The 16,661-nt window shown below is 39.0% G+C and carries 12 protein-coding genes; 9 read left to right on the top strand and 3 right to left on the bottom strand.

Translation table 11 applies throughout. From position 1 onward, the window contains the following. Positions 1 to 87: 87 nt before the first annotated feature. From GYM71_RS06610 to carB, 6 genes are all read left to right on the top strand, one after another. Positions 88 to 444, top strand: a complete 357-nt coding sequence (locus GYM71_RS06610; protein WP_220219903.1) for a hypothetical protein — start codon at positions 88 to 90, stop codon at positions 442 to 444. A gap of 294 nt (positions 445 to 738) precedes the next feature. Beyond that, complete coding sequence (gene pyrR, locus GYM71_RS06605) at positions 739 to 1,278, top strand: bifunctional pyr operon transcriptional regulator/uracil phosphoribosyltransferase PyrR (RefSeq protein WP_103751839.1); 540 nt, start codon at positions 739 to 741, stop codon at positions 1,276 to 1,278. Positions 1,279 to 1,445: 167 nt separating this feature from the next. Beyond that, on the top strand, positions 1,446 to 2,402 hold the full coding sequence (locus GYM71_RS06600) for an aspartate carbamoyltransferase catalytic subunit (RefSeq protein WP_220219902.1): 957 nt from the start codon (positions 1,446 to 1,448) through the stop codon (positions 2,400 to 2,402). After that, a complete protein-coding gene (locus GYM71_RS06595) occupies positions 2,402 to 3,676 on the top strand; it encodes a dihydroorotase (RefSeq protein WP_220219901.1) in 1,275 nt (424 codons plus the stop codon). Before GYM71_RS06600 ends, GYM71_RS06595 begins: the two co-directional genes overlap by 1 nt. Next, on the top strand, positions 3,677 to 4,762 hold the full coding sequence (gene carA / locus GYM71_RS06590; protein WP_220219900.1) for a glutamine-hydrolyzing carbamoyl-phosphate synthase small subunit: 1,086 nt from the start codon (positions 3,677 to 3,679) through the stop codon (positions 4,760 to 4,762). Then, complete coding sequence (gene carB / locus GYM71_RS06585; RefSeq protein WP_220219899.1) at positions 4,755 to 7,937, top strand: carbamoyl-phosphate synthase large subunit; 3,183 nt, start codon at positions 4,755 to 4,757, stop codon at positions 7,935 to 7,937. Before carA ends, carB begins: the two co-directional genes overlap by 8 nt. An 88-nt stretch (positions 7,938 to 8,025) precedes the next feature. On the opposite strand, the gene GYM71_RS06580 is transcribed toward carB, so the two are convergent. From GYM71_RS06580 to GYM71_RS06570, 3 genes are all read right to left on the bottom strand, one after another. Further along, positions 8,026 to 9,408, bottom strand: coding sequence for an IS3 family transposase (locus GYM71_RS06580; RefSeq protein ID WP_336511383.1), 1,383 nt, complete (start codon positions 9,406 to 9,408; stop codon positions 8,026 to 8,028). Between the two features lie 95 nt (positions 9,409 to 9,503). Further along, entirely contained in the window at positions 9,504 to 11,906 is a 2,403-nt protein-coding gene (locus GYM71_RS06575; RefSeq protein WP_220219898.1) for a Xaa-Pro dipeptidyl-peptidase, read from the bottom strand. Positions 11,907 to 12,007: 101 nt separating this feature from the next. Next, on the bottom strand, positions 12,008 to 12,364 hold the full coding sequence (locus tag GYM71_RS06570) for an arsenate reductase family protein (protein WP_103751833.1): 357 nt from the start codon (positions 12,362 to 12,364) through the stop codon (positions 12,008 to 12,010). A 202-nt stretch (positions 12,365 to 12,566) separates the two neighbouring features. Between GYM71_RS06570 and GYM71_RS06565 the strand changes: the two genes are divergently transcribed. The 3 genes from GYM71_RS06565 to GYM71_RS06555 all read left to right on the top strand — a co-directional run bounded on the left by GYM71_RS06565 (position 12,567) and on the right by GYM71_RS06555 (position 16,595). Then, positions 12,567 to 13,568: a response regulator transcription factor gene (locus tag GYM71_RS06565; protein WP_220219897.1), complete on the top strand. Its 1,002-nt coding sequence runs from the start codon at positions 12,567 to 12,569 to the stop codon at positions 13,566 to 13,568. Positions 13,569 to 13,769: 201 nt separating this feature from the next. Beyond that, positions 13,770 to 14,957, top strand: a complete 1,188-nt coding sequence (locus tag GYM71_RS06560; RefSeq protein ID WP_103751831.1) for an MFS transporter — start codon at positions 13,770 to 13,772, stop codon at positions 14,955 to 14,957. Positions 14,958 to 14,972: 15 nt separating this feature from the next. Then, complete coding sequence (locus GYM71_RS06555) at positions 14,973 to 16,595, top strand: amidohydrolase (protein WP_220219896.1); 1,623 nt, start codon at positions 14,973 to 14,975, stop codon at positions 16,593 to 16,595. The last annotated feature ends 66 nt before the right edge of the window (positions 16,596 to 16,661 follow it).

Below are 16,661 nucleotides of genomic sequence, written 5' to 3'. Positions count from 1 at the left end.
TTTACTTGGCATTTTAAAGTAATCGACTTTTTCAAACAAATTATTGTTAACGGCAAAAAGGGTTAAAACGGTTTAAGGTAAAAAGAGATGTTGACTTCTAAGTTTACGGGCAAGCAGATATTGAGAATTACCGCTTTTTTTGCAGTTTTTGTTGGAATAGTTAATTATTCTGATTTTAACTCAAAACAAGGGCTATTTTACCTGCTTTTTTGGGTTGGGCTTGGAGTAATTTTCTTCGCTCTGTCTTTTAGCCAAAAAGTGGTTAAAAAATTTTATCCTCATGAAGTCGGCGCACGCCTATCTTCTTTGCAGAAATGGGAAAGAGTTATTGGGCTTATTATGATTATCTTTGCCGCGCTTGACCTCTTGTTTCTGAAAAAAATAATTCCTGACATTGATTGGCCGATATTAGTTTTAGGCATATATTTTTTTGAAATACTTTAGTTAGAAGTCAATTGAAATTAAATAAGCTTGTGACGGTAGCTACCTAAGAAGTGTAAAACAATTTTGCCCAAATAAACTATTGTGACCGGATTTAGGAAGTTATTTTTCAAATAAACAATTTAGCGGTTGACAACTTGCCCAACATCTCGTATATTTAACTAGATTAATGTCTTTAAAATTAGTCCCGTGAGGCTAGCAAGGCAAGCTCAATTAAGTATTGACTTTTTAGGAAGCACCTAGTCTCAAGCAGATTAGGTGCTTTTTTCATGGGCGAAGAAGTAAGAGGAGAAGAAAATGGCAAAAGAAATTTGGGATGCACTCGCAATGAAGCGGGCCTTAACGCGAATTACTTATGAAATTATTGAACATAATAAGGGAACTGAGGATTTAGTTTTAGTCGGCATCAAAACGCGTGGTGTTTATCTGGCACAAAGAATTCATGATCGCATTCAAAAGCTTGAAGGTGTAGATGTCCCAATTGGCCAACTTGATATTACGCTTTACCGTGATGATCGTCATGATGCTTCGCTTAAGCAAGATCCAGTTGTCAATAACGCGGACTTGGGCGTTGATGTTTCTAACAAGCATGTTGTGTTAGTTGACGATGTGCTCTTTACTGGCCGCACTATTCGGGCTGCGATGGACGCCATCATGGATGCTGGCCGGCCAAGTTCAATTGCAGTCGCAGTTTTGGTTGATCGTGGTCACCGTGAATTGCCGATTCGTGCTGACTTTGTTGGCAAAAATATCCCAACGTCATCGCATGAGCAAGTTGCTGTTCACGTTGAAGAAATCGACCAAAAAGATAGCGTCGAATTAAAACCGTTATCATGATTAATACTTTTAATTAATTCAACCATTTAATTGGCTCCAGAGAGGGTCAGAAGGGTTTGAGTTTCTTTCGTCATGCACATTGTTGCACCGAAAAAATCCTTTTGATAAGCCTGGAGCGAGATTAATGCTTCAGGTTTATTTTTTTACAAAAGAAAGAGTTTTAAACAATGAAAACAACTAACTTAGTTACCTTACCTTCATTTGTCAGTGTGGAAAATTTAAGTGTCGAAGAAGTAGAGGCCTTAATTGCACGTGCACAATACTTTAAAAATGGTGGAGCGAGCCCGCACCTTACTAAACCAGTTTATGTTACTAACATGTTTTTCGAAAATTCTAGTCGAACTCATACCAGTTTTGAAATGGCAGAAAGACGTTTGGGCCTAACCGTAATTCCCTTTGACCCATCTCACAGTTCTACTAAAAAAGGCGAAACATTATATGATACTTCGCTGATCATGCAGGCTCTCGGGATTGATATTGAAGTAATCAGACATTCTGAAAATGAATATTATGAAAAGCTGATTAATCCAGGTCAAGGTCACCATTTGGCTATTGGGGTAATTAATGCTGGTGATGGCAGCGGTCAGCACCCATCACAATGCATGCTGGACATGATGACGATTTATGAACAATTTGGCCACTTTAAAGATTTAAAGGTCGCAATTGTCGGTGACATTACTAATTCTCGGGTTGCTAAAAGTGACATGGAACTTCTTACTAAGCTAGGAGCTAAAGTTTACTTTTCCGGCCCTGAATACTGGTATGACAAAGAATATGATCGGTATGGTCAATTTAAGAAACTTGATGATTTGGTTAGAGAGATGGATGTCATGATGCTTTTGCGTGTTCAACATGAACGCCATGCGGGTGACCCTAATGAGTCGCAATTTGATGCTAAAAAGTATCATGCAGAATATGGCATTAATCAAGAGCGCTATCAGGCCATGAAGGATGACGCCATCATTATGCACCCGGGTCCAATTAATCATGATGTTGAACTTGCAGGGGACTTGGTTGAGGCCCCCAAGTCACGCTTTGTTCGTCAAATGGAAAATGGTGTGTTTATGCGAATGGCGATGATTGAGGCAGTTCTTCGTGGACGCAAATTAGGAGGACTTTCATAATGGCGACGGTAATTAAAAACGGTCAGCTATTTTTAGGGGATCAGATTGAGCGAGGAGATTTATTAATTGAAAATGGTGTAATTAGTGCGATCGGTACTAATTTGCAAGCCGATCATGAAATAAATGCCAGTGCCAAGTTAGTAAGTCCGGGCTTGGTGGATATGCATGTTCATTATCGTGATCCAGGACAAACCGCTAAGGAAAATGTGCAAACTGGGTCGCTAGCGGCTGCTCGAGGTGGTTTTACTACGGTGGGAGCAATGCCTAATGTTGTACCGGTTCCCAACACTGCCGAATTAATGAGTAAAATGGTCAAAAATAATCAGGAAAATGGTCAAGTAAATATCTTGCAATACGGCCCAATTACAGTCGATGAGCAAGGAACTGAACTACCCGATTATCATAGTTTGAAACAAGCAGGTTGTTTTGCTCTTAGCAATGATGGTAAAGGTGTTCAAGAAGCCCAGACAATGTATTTGGCAATGCAAAAAGCGCAAGAAAATGATCTGGTTATTGCAGAACATGCTCAAGATGATTCTTTGTTTAACTTTGGTGTGATCAATGAAGGAACCAAAGCGGATGAGTTTGAATTGCGACCAGTCACTGAATTAGCTGAGACCACTCAAATTGCCCGTGATTTATTACTAGCGCAAAAAACGGGTGTCCACTACCACATTTGTCATGTTTCAACCGCAACTAGTGTTGAACTGGTCAGAATTGCTAAGCAAAAGGGTATTCATGTGACTTGTGAAGTAACACCGCATCATTTGTTATTAGCTGACCAAGATATTATCGCTAACCAAGGACAATATAAGATGAATCCACCACTAAGATCTAAGACTGACCAACAGGCCTTAATTACGGGTTTACTTGATGGCACAATTGACATGATTGCTACTGACCATGCACCACACACAGCAAAAGATAAACAAGGCGGATTTGCAAAAGCGGCTTTTGGTATTACGGGAAGTGAAACTGCCTTTAGCGAACTGTACACACATTTTGTTAAACCCGGGATTTTTACTTTAACGCAATTACTGAGTTGGCTTACTACTAAACCTGCAGCCGCTTTCAACTTACAACACGCGGGTAAAATAGCGCTTGGTCAGCCAGCTGATCTAGCAATTTTTGACTTAGCGCATGAAGAGCAAATAAAGGAACAGGATTATTTATCAAAGGGTAAAAATACACCTTTTACTGGTGACTCAGTATACGGACAAACTGAGCTGACAATGGTGGCAGGTGAAATTGTCTTCCAAAAGAAAGGAAATTAAATGAGGTATTTAATTTTAGAAGATGGCAGTATTTATGAGGGTGAAGGTTTTGGCAGTGCGCGTGAAACCAAAGGTGAAGTTGTTTTTACAACTGGAATGACTGGCTACCAAGAAGCGATTACGGACCAGTCATATGCAGATCAAATTCTGGTTTTTACTAATCCGCTAATTGGTAATTATGGTATTACCTTAGCAGATTACGAATCATTGGAGCCCGGAATTAAGGGGGTCATCTGTCACCAAGTAGCACGTCATCCCGATAATTGGCGGATGCAAACAACTTTGCCTAAATTTCTGAAAAGCTTGGATACTCCTGGAATTCAGGGAATTGATACGCGTGCTTTAGTTAAAAAGCTGCGAATGTACGGCACCATGCGTGGTCAAATTTGCTCTGATAAAGCTGAAGCAAAAGAGATTGCTGAACAGTTGCAGCAATTAAATGTCACTAAAGGAGTGATTGACCGCGTTTCAACTTCAAAATCTTATCCCGTACCAGGATCAAAGCGCAACATTGTGGTGGTCGATTTTGGACTAAAAAATAGTATTTTACGTGAATTAGGAAAACGTGATTGTAACTGCGTTGTTTTGCCTTATACTGTTTCGGCAGAAAAGATTCTAGCATTAAAGCCAGACGGTGTTTTACTATCGAATGGACCGGGCGACCCCTTAGAAATGAGCGCTGCGGCTGAAATGGTTCGCAAGGTGGAAAAACAAATTCCTTTGATGGGCATTTGTATGGGTCACCAAGTCTTTGCTTTAGCCAATGGTGCTAAAACTTATAAAATGAAATTCGGTCACCGTGGTTTTAACCATCCAGTAAGGGAAATCGCAACCGGTAATATTGGCTTTACTTCCCAAAATCATGGCTATGCTGTTGCGCGCGAATCAATTGATCCTGATAACCTGATGATTACGCATGTTGAAGTTAATGACGGCACCGTTGAAGGTTTGCGCCATAAAAAGTATCCAGCCTTTTCAGTACAATTTCACCCAGACAGTACACCTGGACCACACGATGAGGAAGGTATTTTTGACTACTTTATGCAGATGATTGATCAAAGAAAGGAAACTGAAAATCATGCCTAAACGAACTGATATTAAAAAAATTATGGTAATTGGGTCTGGCCCGATTATTATTGGCCAGGCTGCCGAATTTGATTATTCAGGAACGCAAGCTTGCTTAGCATTGCGTGAAGAGGGGTATGAAGTGGTTTTGGTCAATTCGAATCCTGCCACGATCATGACTGATACAACAATTGCCGATAAGGTTTATTTAGAGCCTTTGACAGTTGATTCAGTTTCCCGCATCATTCGTCAAGAATACCCCGATGCAATTCTGCCAACTTTAGGCGGGCAAGTGGGGTTAAATATGGCCTTGTCCTTAGCTAAAAGCGGTATTTTGACTGAACTCAATATTGAATTATTAGGAACTAAACTTGAGTCAATTGAGCAAGCAGAAGACAGGGAAAAATTTAAAGAGCTTTGTCAAAAACTGGGTGAGCCAGTACCGCCATCTAAAAGTGTAAAGACGGTTCAGGAAGCCTTAGAGTTTGGTGATGAAATTGGTTACCCAATTATTGTTCGTCCCGCTTTTACAATGGGCGGAACGGGTGGCGGTATTTGTAACGACCGCGAAGAATTAGCCAGTGTTGCCAAAAATGGTTTAGAGCTTTCGCCGGTGACAGAGTGCTTAATCGAGCGCTCAATTGCTGGTTATAAAGAAATTGAGTTTGAAGTAATGCGTGACCATGATGATAATGCCATGATTGTTTGCTGTATGGAAAACTTTGATCCTGTTGGCGTGCATACTGGTGACTCGATTGTTTTTTCCCCATCGCAAACCTTATCTGATAAAGAGTATCAAATGTTGCGGGACTGCTCCTTACGCTTGATTAGGGCGCTGAAAATTGAAGGGGGATGCAATGTCCAACTCGCTCTTGATCCCAACAGTTTTAATTATGATGTTATCGAAGTTAATCCCCGTGTTTCTCGTTCGTCAGCCCTAGCTTCAAAAGCCACTGGTTATCCGATTGCTAAAATGGCTGCCAAAATTGCTGTTGGCTTAACTCTGGATGAAATTAAAAACCCCGTCACTGGGACTACCTTTGCGGAATTTGAGCCTGCTCTTGACTACGTAGTATGCAAAATACCACGCTTTCCGTTTGATAAATTTACTAAGGCAGACCGTGAATTAGGTACTCAAATGAAGGCAACCGGTGAGGTAATGGCGATTGGGCGCACGGCCGAAGAAGCGTTTCAAAAAGCGGTTCGGTCATTAGAAATTGATCAAAAAGATTTTTATTCGTCCCAGGCCCATCATGCTAGGGATGAAGATCTTGAAAACAAGCTGGTAAAGGTCCAGGATGACCGTCTTTTCTACCTTGCTGAGGCGTTTAGAAGAGGCTATACAATGTCGGACGTTCATGAACTTACCAAGATCAATTACTATTTCTTAGATATTGTTAAACATATAGTTGAGCTAGAAAAAGAAATCACAGCTAAGCCGAGCGATTTTGCTACGTTAGAAAATGCTAAGCGATACGGCTTTAGTGATGCAATGATTGCCAAATTATGGCGGCAAACAGAAGATGATGTCCGCAATTTGCGTAAAAAACATCACCTTATTCCGGTGTACAAAATGGTTGATACTTGTGCGGCTGAATTTGAGTCAACAACGCCATACTTTTATTCAACTTATGATGGTGAAAATGAAAGTGAAAAAACCGGCAAGAAGTCTGTTTTAGTTGTTGGATCCGGTCCAATCAGGATTGGTCAGGGTGTAGAATTTGATTATGCAACCGTTCATTGTGTTAAAGCTCTTCAAAAAATGGGTTATGAAGCGATTGTAATTAATTCAAATCCTGAGACAGTTTCAACCGATTTTTCAATTTCTGACAAACTTTATTTTGAACCTCTAACACTAGAAGATGTCTTAAATGTTTGTGATCTTGAGCAACCCGAAGGGGTAATTATCCAGTTTGGTGGTCAAACCTCCATCAATCTGGCGGCTGGGCTTGAAGATCACGGTATTAAGATTTTGGGAACAACGGTAGCTGATCTGAATCGAGCAGAGGATCGGGAACTGTTTGATCAAGTGGTTAAAGAGCTAAACCTTAAGCAACCGCAAGGCATCACTACCACCACTCATGATGGCGTTATTAAAGCCGCCAAAGAATTAGGATATCCTGTTTTAGTTAGACCAAGTTATGTGCTTGGTGGTAAAGCAATGGAAATTGTTTATACTGAAAGCGAACTAGAAGATTATTTACAAAATCACGTGGATATAGCAGCTAGTCACCCAATTTTAGTTGACGATTACCTTGATGGCAAAGAATGTGACGTCGACGCTATCTGTGATGGTGAAACGGTTTTAATTCCTGGAATTATGGAACATATTGAACATGCGGGCGTGCACTCCGGTGACTCAATGGCTGTTTATCCAGCGCAAACTTTTACTCCTGAAATCAAACAAAAAATAGTCACGGTCACTAAGAAATTAGCGTTGAAACTAAATTGCCATGGCATTATGAACTTACAGTTAATTGAGCGTGACGGCGAGATTTATATCATTGAAGTGAATCCACGAGCTAGTCGGACCGTTCCTTTCTTAAGTAAAATTACTGGTATTGAAATGGCCCAGGTTGCCACTAAAGTAATTATGGGTGAGAGTTTACGTGAACAAGGATTTGAAGACGGGTTAGCTCCAGAGCCAAAAATGATTAGTGTTAAAGCACCAGTCTTTTCGTTTAGTAAGCTGTCCGATGTTGACAGTTATCTGGGGCCCGAAATGAAATCAACCGGTGAAGTAATGGGAAGTGACCTAAGTTTCCCTAAAGCTCTGTATAAGGCCTTTTCCGGTGCTAATATGCAAATTCCTGACAGTGGTAATGTGTTATTAACAATTGAGGATAGGGATAAGCAAGAAATTTTGCCAATCGCTAAAAGATTTGCCCAAATTGGCTACCGAATATTTGCAACTAGTGGTACGGCAGCTTTTCTTAAAGAAAATGGTCTATATGTTACTGAAGTAAGCAAAATTCACGAACAGAAAGAAAATAATATTTTAGCAGAATTTCGGACCGGACAAATTGATTTAGTCATTAATACTATGGGGCACGACATTGCCAAAAATTCAGATGGTTTTATCATTAGGCAAGCTGCAATTCAGCAAAATATTCCACTTTTAACTAGTTTGGACACCGCTAGGGCCCTCTTAACCGCTTTAGAGAACCGGTCATTTTCAACAACTAGTTTAAACTAGGCTGTTTAGCATAAAATTACAACTTAATTTACCAAACAAAAAAGAACTAGATGATATGAACCCCAAAATTAGGACAGTTTAATAAATTTTAACTAAGGACTAATGCCCGATATTCAAGCGGACTTAGTCCTTTTAGTTTTACTTTGATTCTTTGCTGGTTATAGTAACTGATATATTTTTGGATTGCTTCTTCCAGTTCGTTTAAATTCTTAAACTGGGTTTCGAAGCCATAGAACATTTCCCGTTTGAGTATGCCAAAGAACCCTTCCATTAATCCGTCATCTAAGGAATTGCCCTTACGCGACATAGACTGTTCGATTCCATGGTCTTTTAGCCAGGCTTGGAATTTAGGATGCTGGTACTGCCAGCCTTGATCTGTATGAAAAATCAGACCATTTAATGCTGGATGCTTGCGCCAAGCCTGTTTTAGCATGTCCATAATCTGTTTAAGGTTAGGACTGCGGGAAATGGAGTAGGCAATCACCTCTTGCGTGCAGCCATCAACAATGGGTGACAGGTAGGTCTTCTGACCGTTGAGTTTGAACTCGGTCACGTCTGAATACCACTTGTGTTCCGGGTAAACTGCGCTAAAATTACGTTTAATCAAGTCGTTCTTAATTGGACCCTGGTTGCCGCGATAGCTATTATACTTATGCCAGCGTTTACTGACGATACCAAAGAGTTTCAGCTTGTTCATCAAGCGTTGTACTTTTTTGTGATTGACTAGCCAACCACGTCGCCTAAGTTCCAGAGTAATGCGCCGATAGCCATAGCGGTGTCGGTGTTCTTCATAAATGGCTTTGATTTCAGCCATCACCTGCTGGTTGCCACGATCCTTATCCTTTTTCTGCAAATTGTAGTAATAATTACTGCGGGATAGATGCGGGAGATTGGGATTAGCATTAATAACCGCAAGAATAAAAGTTACGCTGACCTTGAGTTCACGCCTCAGTTGGGTAACTGCCCGGACTATTTCCGCGGCTTGCGGTTCTTGGTCCGCTGGTCGACTAAGGCGGTCAATTTTTTTATAAATTCGTTCTCGATGGTCAGCTTCAAGTTCTGCTGGCGTAAGTGCTCGTTTTCTTGCTTCAGACGTTTGATTTCTGGATCTTGTTTGGGCATGGGGCAATCGTCCTTTCTGTTTGATAACGACATTATACCCGTTTTCACGATAGCTGCGAAGCCAATTAGCTAGCATACCGTTACTTTTTAGGCCAAGATCAATTGCCACCTGATAAGCTGGTTCATGCTTGACTAGTACTCGTATAATAGCCTGCTTTTTAAACTCAAGTGAATATTCAGTATAGGGCTGGTCTAAAATAGCTAGGCCGTGACGTTGAATAAGAGCAAGCAAATACTTAATGTTAGCAGGATTAATGCCATAACGTCGACCCAATTCACTAGGTCTAATGTTATAATTCCGCCAAAGATTGAAGATTTCAATTTTATCTTGTTTGGATAATTTAGCCATAATAAAAACCTCGAAGTTGTCCTAACTTCGGGGTTCATATCAAGATTAAGATCTAGCTCTTTTTTAGTGCAAAATTTATTTCTTAAATCTAATTCCTATTTTTGACTAAAATTGATTTCAGTTCCAGCTAAGTCAATTGTATAGGTAGTTTCTTCTAGTGGTCTCTTAGTCATTCCTTGATCAGTTGAATAAATAATCAGACAGAGCTTGCTGCCAACCGGAATCCGGTAATATGTTGGTTGCAGCATAAAAGTCAGATCATAGAATTCTCCTGGTTTAATAGCGGCAGGCCGTTTTAAATCGGCATAATTTTGTAAATTCATGTGAGCTTTCGTAATTAACTTAGCATGTGTCAGCTTATCAGGTTGGAATTCTTGTAATGTATCTTGACCAAACCGAAAGCCTAGCTCTTGTCCGCCAGGCATGATGAATTTAGGGGTAGGAGTCAAGCGTTTACGGTCACCCAGTTCTACTAATGCGACGGAAAGTTGGCCTTTATTAAGACTTGAAGATACACGAACCTTGACTTGAGGTCGACCAGCAATAGTTACGGGATGGATGAACTCGTCAGTGGTAAACCGCAAACTTGGTTTAGCCCATTTTTCATCACCGCAAATAAATTTGTACTGCCAGTCACTTTCCGTAATTTTAGCTTTCTTAAATTCTTTGCCGCCAAGGTCAGTAAAACTTAGGTGCTGTTTGCCGTTGCCATCCTTTTGCAATTCGCTGTCATCAGTCGGATAGTAAACCGTCTTTTGCCCAAGATCGTTGCTCCAATCAGCTTCTTCATGCCAGTTATCTGCTTCTAGGTTATCCTGAATCATTACGGTTGGCCATTGCTCGTAGGCATGATTGTCAATTTCAAGTAATTCATGGACAAACCATAAGTTCATCAAATCAGTGAAGTCAATTGAAACTAGGTTGTTCATGTTGTAATGTGGTCCCTGATGCAAAAAGAGGTGCTGTTTAATTGGCAAGTTCTTAACCTTTTGCCAAATCTTATAGACATTTTTAGGTTTAACATTCCAATCATTCAAACCGTGAACGCTAATCCAAGAACACTTAATGCCATCTGTCTGATGCCGGTAATTTCTCTTTTCCCAGAAATCTGAATACTGTCCCGTTGTTCGATCGCTTTTTGTCAATAAATCTTTTTGCATCGCGTCATACTTGGGCTTAATCTTGAGATAATCACCTGCATCCCAAAGATTTGACTGGCAAGTTTCAGCGAGTAAATCAAGATCTTCTCCCTGACAATCTTCCGGGGCAATGACTAAGCCGTGCTCACGATAATAGTCGTACCAAGACGAAATGGCTGCTTCAGAAACCACGGTCTTTAAACCGGCAACACCAGTGGTTGCAATTGCAATTTGCAAAGTTCCTAAATAAGAACGACCAGTCATGCCGATATTGCCGTTGCACCAAAAAGCGGTTGTTTCGTGTTTGCGTGAGCGATCGGTGTAGGCAATTCGATCACCATGAAGCCACTCAATAATTTCTTTTGCACTTTCTGTTTCCTCTGGTGCTCCCGTGATGCGCAAGCCATCACTTCCGCGTGTACCGATTGCACCGGCAAAAACACTGGCAAACCCGCGGGCTAACATGTACTCATTAAGACCGTAAGATGATTTACCTACGGCATTTTCAATCGCCTGATTGGCAGGTGAATTTGTACCCGTTGGTTTTTTGGCAGTTACCTGATTAGAAGGTACATATTGCGGATTAGTCCATTCAGTAGCATCGCTTAAATTCTCGTCGACATTGTGGTTACGCTTTTCATTAGCAATGATACCGCCAAAATACGGACTGGCTGTATACAATGCCGGTACCGGCATTTTCTGGCTCTCAAATGGTCTAAAAATAGTAACTTGGAGAAGGTCTGAGTGCCCATCATTATTAGTATCTAAGTCGCTTTCAACGTAAACAACTTCTCTGATTACTTTACTAGTGGCAAAAACTGGCAGGCTTTTACCATTTAAGAAAACAAACTTATTACTGTCAAATAGCTGACGCCGGTTATAAAAGTAACCTTTGCCTGCCATGACGTCAATTAGTAATTGACCATTTTTGGCACGAGTATTAAGTAGGCGGTAAAAACCTTGAATCAAATCATCCTTGTTTTCAAACTTAGTTAAAAACGGCAGTGCCTGCTTTTTCATCAATTTCAGGGGATCATCTAAGTCATAATCATAATGAACATGATAGCCCAAAAGCTGCAAAGCAACATTATAAAACTGCGTGGCAGTTTCTTGTTCAGGCTGCTGCGCTAAGAAATCCGCTAAAGTTTGCTCGGAAGAAACAGCAAATTCGGTTAGTTTTGCTTGACGTGCATCTTCAGCATCTGGAGCAACTTCAGCTATGGCGTTTTCAGACATTACTTTTAAAAGATCCGTAAATGATAGAGTTTGATAGTTGCTAGGTAAGAATTTGATATTAATTAGTTCTTTAACCTGAGTATTAAAGTCAGTTTCAACGTAGGCATATTGATTGTATTTCATGCTAAGCTCCTTTTTTAACTACTTATTTTACCTGTTATGATTAAAATAAGAAAGTTGGTCTAAAGTAAAAAACGAGTCGTTAGACTCGTTTGGGCTAAAAACTATAACCAAGTATTTTGGTATAGCTCCTCGTTAAAACCACAAGTTAATTTTTTACCATCCACAACTAATGGTCTTTTGATCAGTTTACCATTTTGGGACATTAGCTCTGCCGCTTCATCAATTGTCATTTGGTCAACTTTATCCTTAAGATGAAGTTTGCGGTAGTCTTGACCATGGGTATTAAAGAAATACTTTAAGCCGCGGTCTTGGTGCTCACTCATCCATTTAACCAAATCCTCTTTTTTTGGTGGTTCTTCGACTAAGTCTTGTAGTTCAAAGTCTACATCGTGGTCTTTAAGCCATTTTTGTGCGCTTCTAGAAGTTGAACAACGCTTGTAACCATAAAACTTTATCATTTCTTAGTTTTCCTTTCTTGTTAAGTCATCTGTAATTATAGCAGTATTTAATAATTTAAACTTTTAGGAAAGTACAATTGAAAAAATAGTTTGATTATAACGAAAAATAACTTGCTAAAAAGGATTATGATGAACTCATATACTTTTACATGATTCAAGTATCTTTATTATATTTTATTTGCAGAATCTAGGGGTGAGTTACTTGCAAGAAATATTTGTCTATATTTATAACATTTTGTTTATCATTTTATATCTATGGGTTATTAATGTTGCTGGTTACGCATATAAAGCTACCGGAAACAACTTTTTTTATTATGCAGTCTTGCTATACGTCATTCTAATTATTGATAGTACGACCGCTTTTTCATTTGATATATTAAAAATGAGTAATTCATGGCTACAGATTAATAATCGAGCCTACTGCTTAATTAGGATTCTTATTTATTTAATTGGTGGTTGCTGTTATGTCAAGTTAATGTCTAGCATGCTCTTGCAAAAACCGCGCTTTTTCTTTTATCTACCAATTATTGGTGTTACGTTAGTAGACATGGTGGCAGTTTTAGGCTTTTACAATAATTTTGATACGTCTATTTTGCAAAGAAGTGTGCAAGATACCGGAATCTTATTTTTGTGCCTAATTTATGCCATTTATTCTAAAAAATTAAACAGAGCCATCCATTATAAACAGAATTATGATAAAGCGGTAGGATTAACTGCTGTTCTGATGATTCTTTCAGTAATTGAAGGAGTGGTCTTTTTTATTATTCATGGATTGGACATCCCAGCCTTTAGTGAATTGTTGTCTTACATGAAAATTATTGGTTTTAATGAAGATTTATTTTCAATTATCATTTCCTTATTAATCATTTGGTTTGCTAAAAAAGAGGAAGAAATAGCTAATAAGAATCAATTAGAAAACCTTGTTCAGCAAAAAATGAACCAATATCAGGCAATGATTCATGAAAAGGAAAATGCTAATGAAGAGAACCAAGTTATTGATTTTTGTAAATATTATAAAATGACTAAACGAGAATCGGAAATTTTGCGATTAGTCTTAAAAGGAAAGAAAAATCAGGAAATAGCAGATGAACTTTTTATTTCAGTCGGAACAGTTAAATCACATATTTACAGTATTTATAAAAAATTAGAGGTTGATCGACGAAGTCAGTTAATGCATATTTTTATGGAATATCAAGGAAAATAATCAGGAAAAGACCTTCAAAGTATTACTTTGAAGGTCTTTTTTTAACTTCTATCACGATAGTTTAGTCACCCAAACTAAGGTTATATTTTACCCAAAATGTCACCAAAGTTGATTGTTAAGTTTCTTGCTTGCAGTTTAAATAGCTTTCCGAAAAGATAATTCACTTTCCGTAAGTGGATTTAATAGAAAAGGAGAAAAACTATGGCAAAAGAAAAATTACCAAGCTATCGATGGGTAATTCTTACTATCGTTAGTTTGTTATGTTTTATTGCAAACTATATTCAATTTCAGGTTTCAGCTCTAGCGACTGAAATAATGCCGCAACTTCATATTACTACGGCAGAATTTTCAAGCTTGTTAATGGCTCCAATGTTGGTTGCTGTTGTCCTCAGTATTCCTGCAGGATCTTTAGGAGATAAATTTGGATCGAAAAAGGTAATTTCTGTGGGATGTGTATTATCCGTAATTGGCGCTTTTGGTCGATTTATTGCAGCTAATTTCTGGATGATGATGATTATGTTGCTTTTATGCGGAATTTTCATTTCACTATTAAATGCAAATTTGATTAAAGTTCTTGGGACATGGTTTAAGCAGGATACTGATTCAGCTATGGGAGTGTTTTACGCTGCTTCCTGTCTTGGAATTACGCTCGCACAGATAACAAGTTCATGGTTTCCGTCAGTTAATGCTGCTTATCTATTTTCGTCAGTTTCTTTGTTAATACTTACCATTTGCTGGATGATGTTTGTTCGGGATACTCCGAAAGGAGAGTCTTTGCCTCCTGCTGAACCAACCGCTAAATATCTTAAAGTGGCAATTAAGAGTAAGAACACATGGATTGTTTCGATTTGTGCTGGATTAGGAATTGCTTCAACAACTGCTTATGCTGGTTTTTTGCCGCAAGCTCTCACATTGGGACAAGGAATTACTAACAAAACTGCTGGCGTGATGTCAGCGGTTGTAACCGTCGGTAGTTTCTTTGGCTCTTTAATTGGTCCAGCTTGGTGCAATAAGCTTGGTCGCTACAAAATGTTTTTAACCGTAACAACGCTGATTGGAGCAATTGTTATGTACTTTACTTGGTATACACCAGCAGGTTTTTTCTTATGGGCAATGCTAGTAATTAATGGCTTCTTTACAGCTATTAGTGGACCAATTGTTCAAGCAATGCCAATCCAATTTCCAGAGATTGGTGAAAAATACGCAGGTAGTGCTGGAGGCATTGTTGGAACAGTCTCAATGTTAATTTCCTATATTATTCCCATTCTTGTCTCCAAGATTGCGGGCAATGACTATGCTAAAAATTTAGGAATAGAATCCTTGGTATTTGGACTTTCAGTTATTTGTATTTTAGCGTTACCAGAAATTGGTCAAAAAGCTAAAAAATAGAGGGGAGATTGAATCATGATGCAAAAAGCTGACTATATTTTAAAGGGAACGGCCATTTTTACTGGTAATAATGACCTACCAATTACGGGGTGTCTACTAATCAAAAATAATCGCATAATGAAGATTGTTCCCGTTGATCGGATGACAGGCTATATTGGTGAAAAAACAACTATTATCAATTGTGGTGACCATTTAATTATGCCTGGATTTAATGATTCTCATTTGCATTTATCACTAGGAGCAGTTCAAAATGATCCAGATTTTTGTATTCAGATGATGGACTGCAAAAGTGAAGAGGAATGTGTTCAGAGGGTAAATGATTTTGCTAAATCACATCCTCATAATCCGTGGATTTATGGAACCGGTTGGTATTCAGAAGTTTGGGATCATCCTCATATGCCGACGAAAGATTCACTTGATAAGTTGCATCTCAATAGACCCGTTTGCCTTAATTCCTTTGATTTGCACTCAGTTTGGTGTAATGATATCGCCTTGAAAAAAGTGGGGATTACCAAGGATACGCCAAATCCTCAGGGAGGAATATATGGGCATGATAAAAATGGTGAGTTAAATGGTATTTTATATGAACCACCTGCATCTAAAGCAATGATGGATGCAGTTTTAGATGTACCAACATTAAAGCAATCTTTATTGAAGTGTTTAAAGCACTTCCGTAAATTAGGAATCACTTCCGTTGCCGATGTTTATCCCTCTGGCTTAATTAACCATGATATTCCCGAAATCTTCGCAGAACTTGAGCAAGAAAACGAGCTAACGACTAGGATCTCTTCTTTTCCTTCATTGACCGACTTGGAGGGAGCTATTAAATTAAAGCAAAAGTATCATACCGATAAGCACCGAGTTGCTGGTCTCAAGCAAGTTTTAGATGGTGTAATTGAGGCACATACAGCCTTATTAAGTAAAGAATATGACAATGATCCAGGAGTTTTTGGCGATACTTCTTTAACCCAAGTCCAGCTAAACCAATATGTTTTAGATGCACAAAAGAAGGGTTATCCGGTTAAGATTCATACTATTGGTGACAAAGCCAGCACAATGGCTCTAAATGCATTTGAGAATGCACAGTCTAAATTGGGAAAGCTTACCTTGCATAATTCCTTAGAGCACATCGATACTATTAAAAAAGATGATATTAATCGCCTCCAAAAATTAAATGTGATGTGTGCTGTCCAACCGCAACATTGCATCGGTGATTACATGAGTGGGGGTTATTTACCTTGTATTGGACAACAGCGGCTTTCACGTGCTTGGCCTTATCGGGAAATTTTAGATGCAAAGGCCCACTTGGCCTTTGGTTCAGATTTTCCGGCAGTTTATTCGATTAAACCTATTTGGACAATTTATGCAGCCGTTTCACGCTGTGAACCAACTGAAGGAAAGCCCAAGGGTGGATATTTCCGAGAGCATGCGGTTACCTTGGCGGAAGCTTTGCGTGCATACACCAAATGGTCGGCATATGCAGAATCATTTGAACAAGATTTAGGTACATTAGAACCGGGCAAATTGGCCGATGTTGTTGTCCTTGATCGTAATTTATTTAAAGTTCCAACTGACGAAATTCGCTTTGCTAAAGTCACTTTAACGATGGCGGATGGTAAAATTGTTTATAAGCGCTAATTAAAAAAGGTCCATTATTGCTAGCAAATGTTTAACTGAGTTTCAAACACAAGTTAATGTATTGCT

Source organism: Lactobacillus panisapium, from assembly GCF_019469265.1.
Lineage (GTDB): Bacteria > Bacillota > Bacilli > Lactobacillales > Lactobacillaceae > Lactobacillus > Lactobacillus panisapium.
Note: the sequence above shows the minus strand (reverse complement) of the source record. Positions and strands in the feature narration are given on the sequence as shown.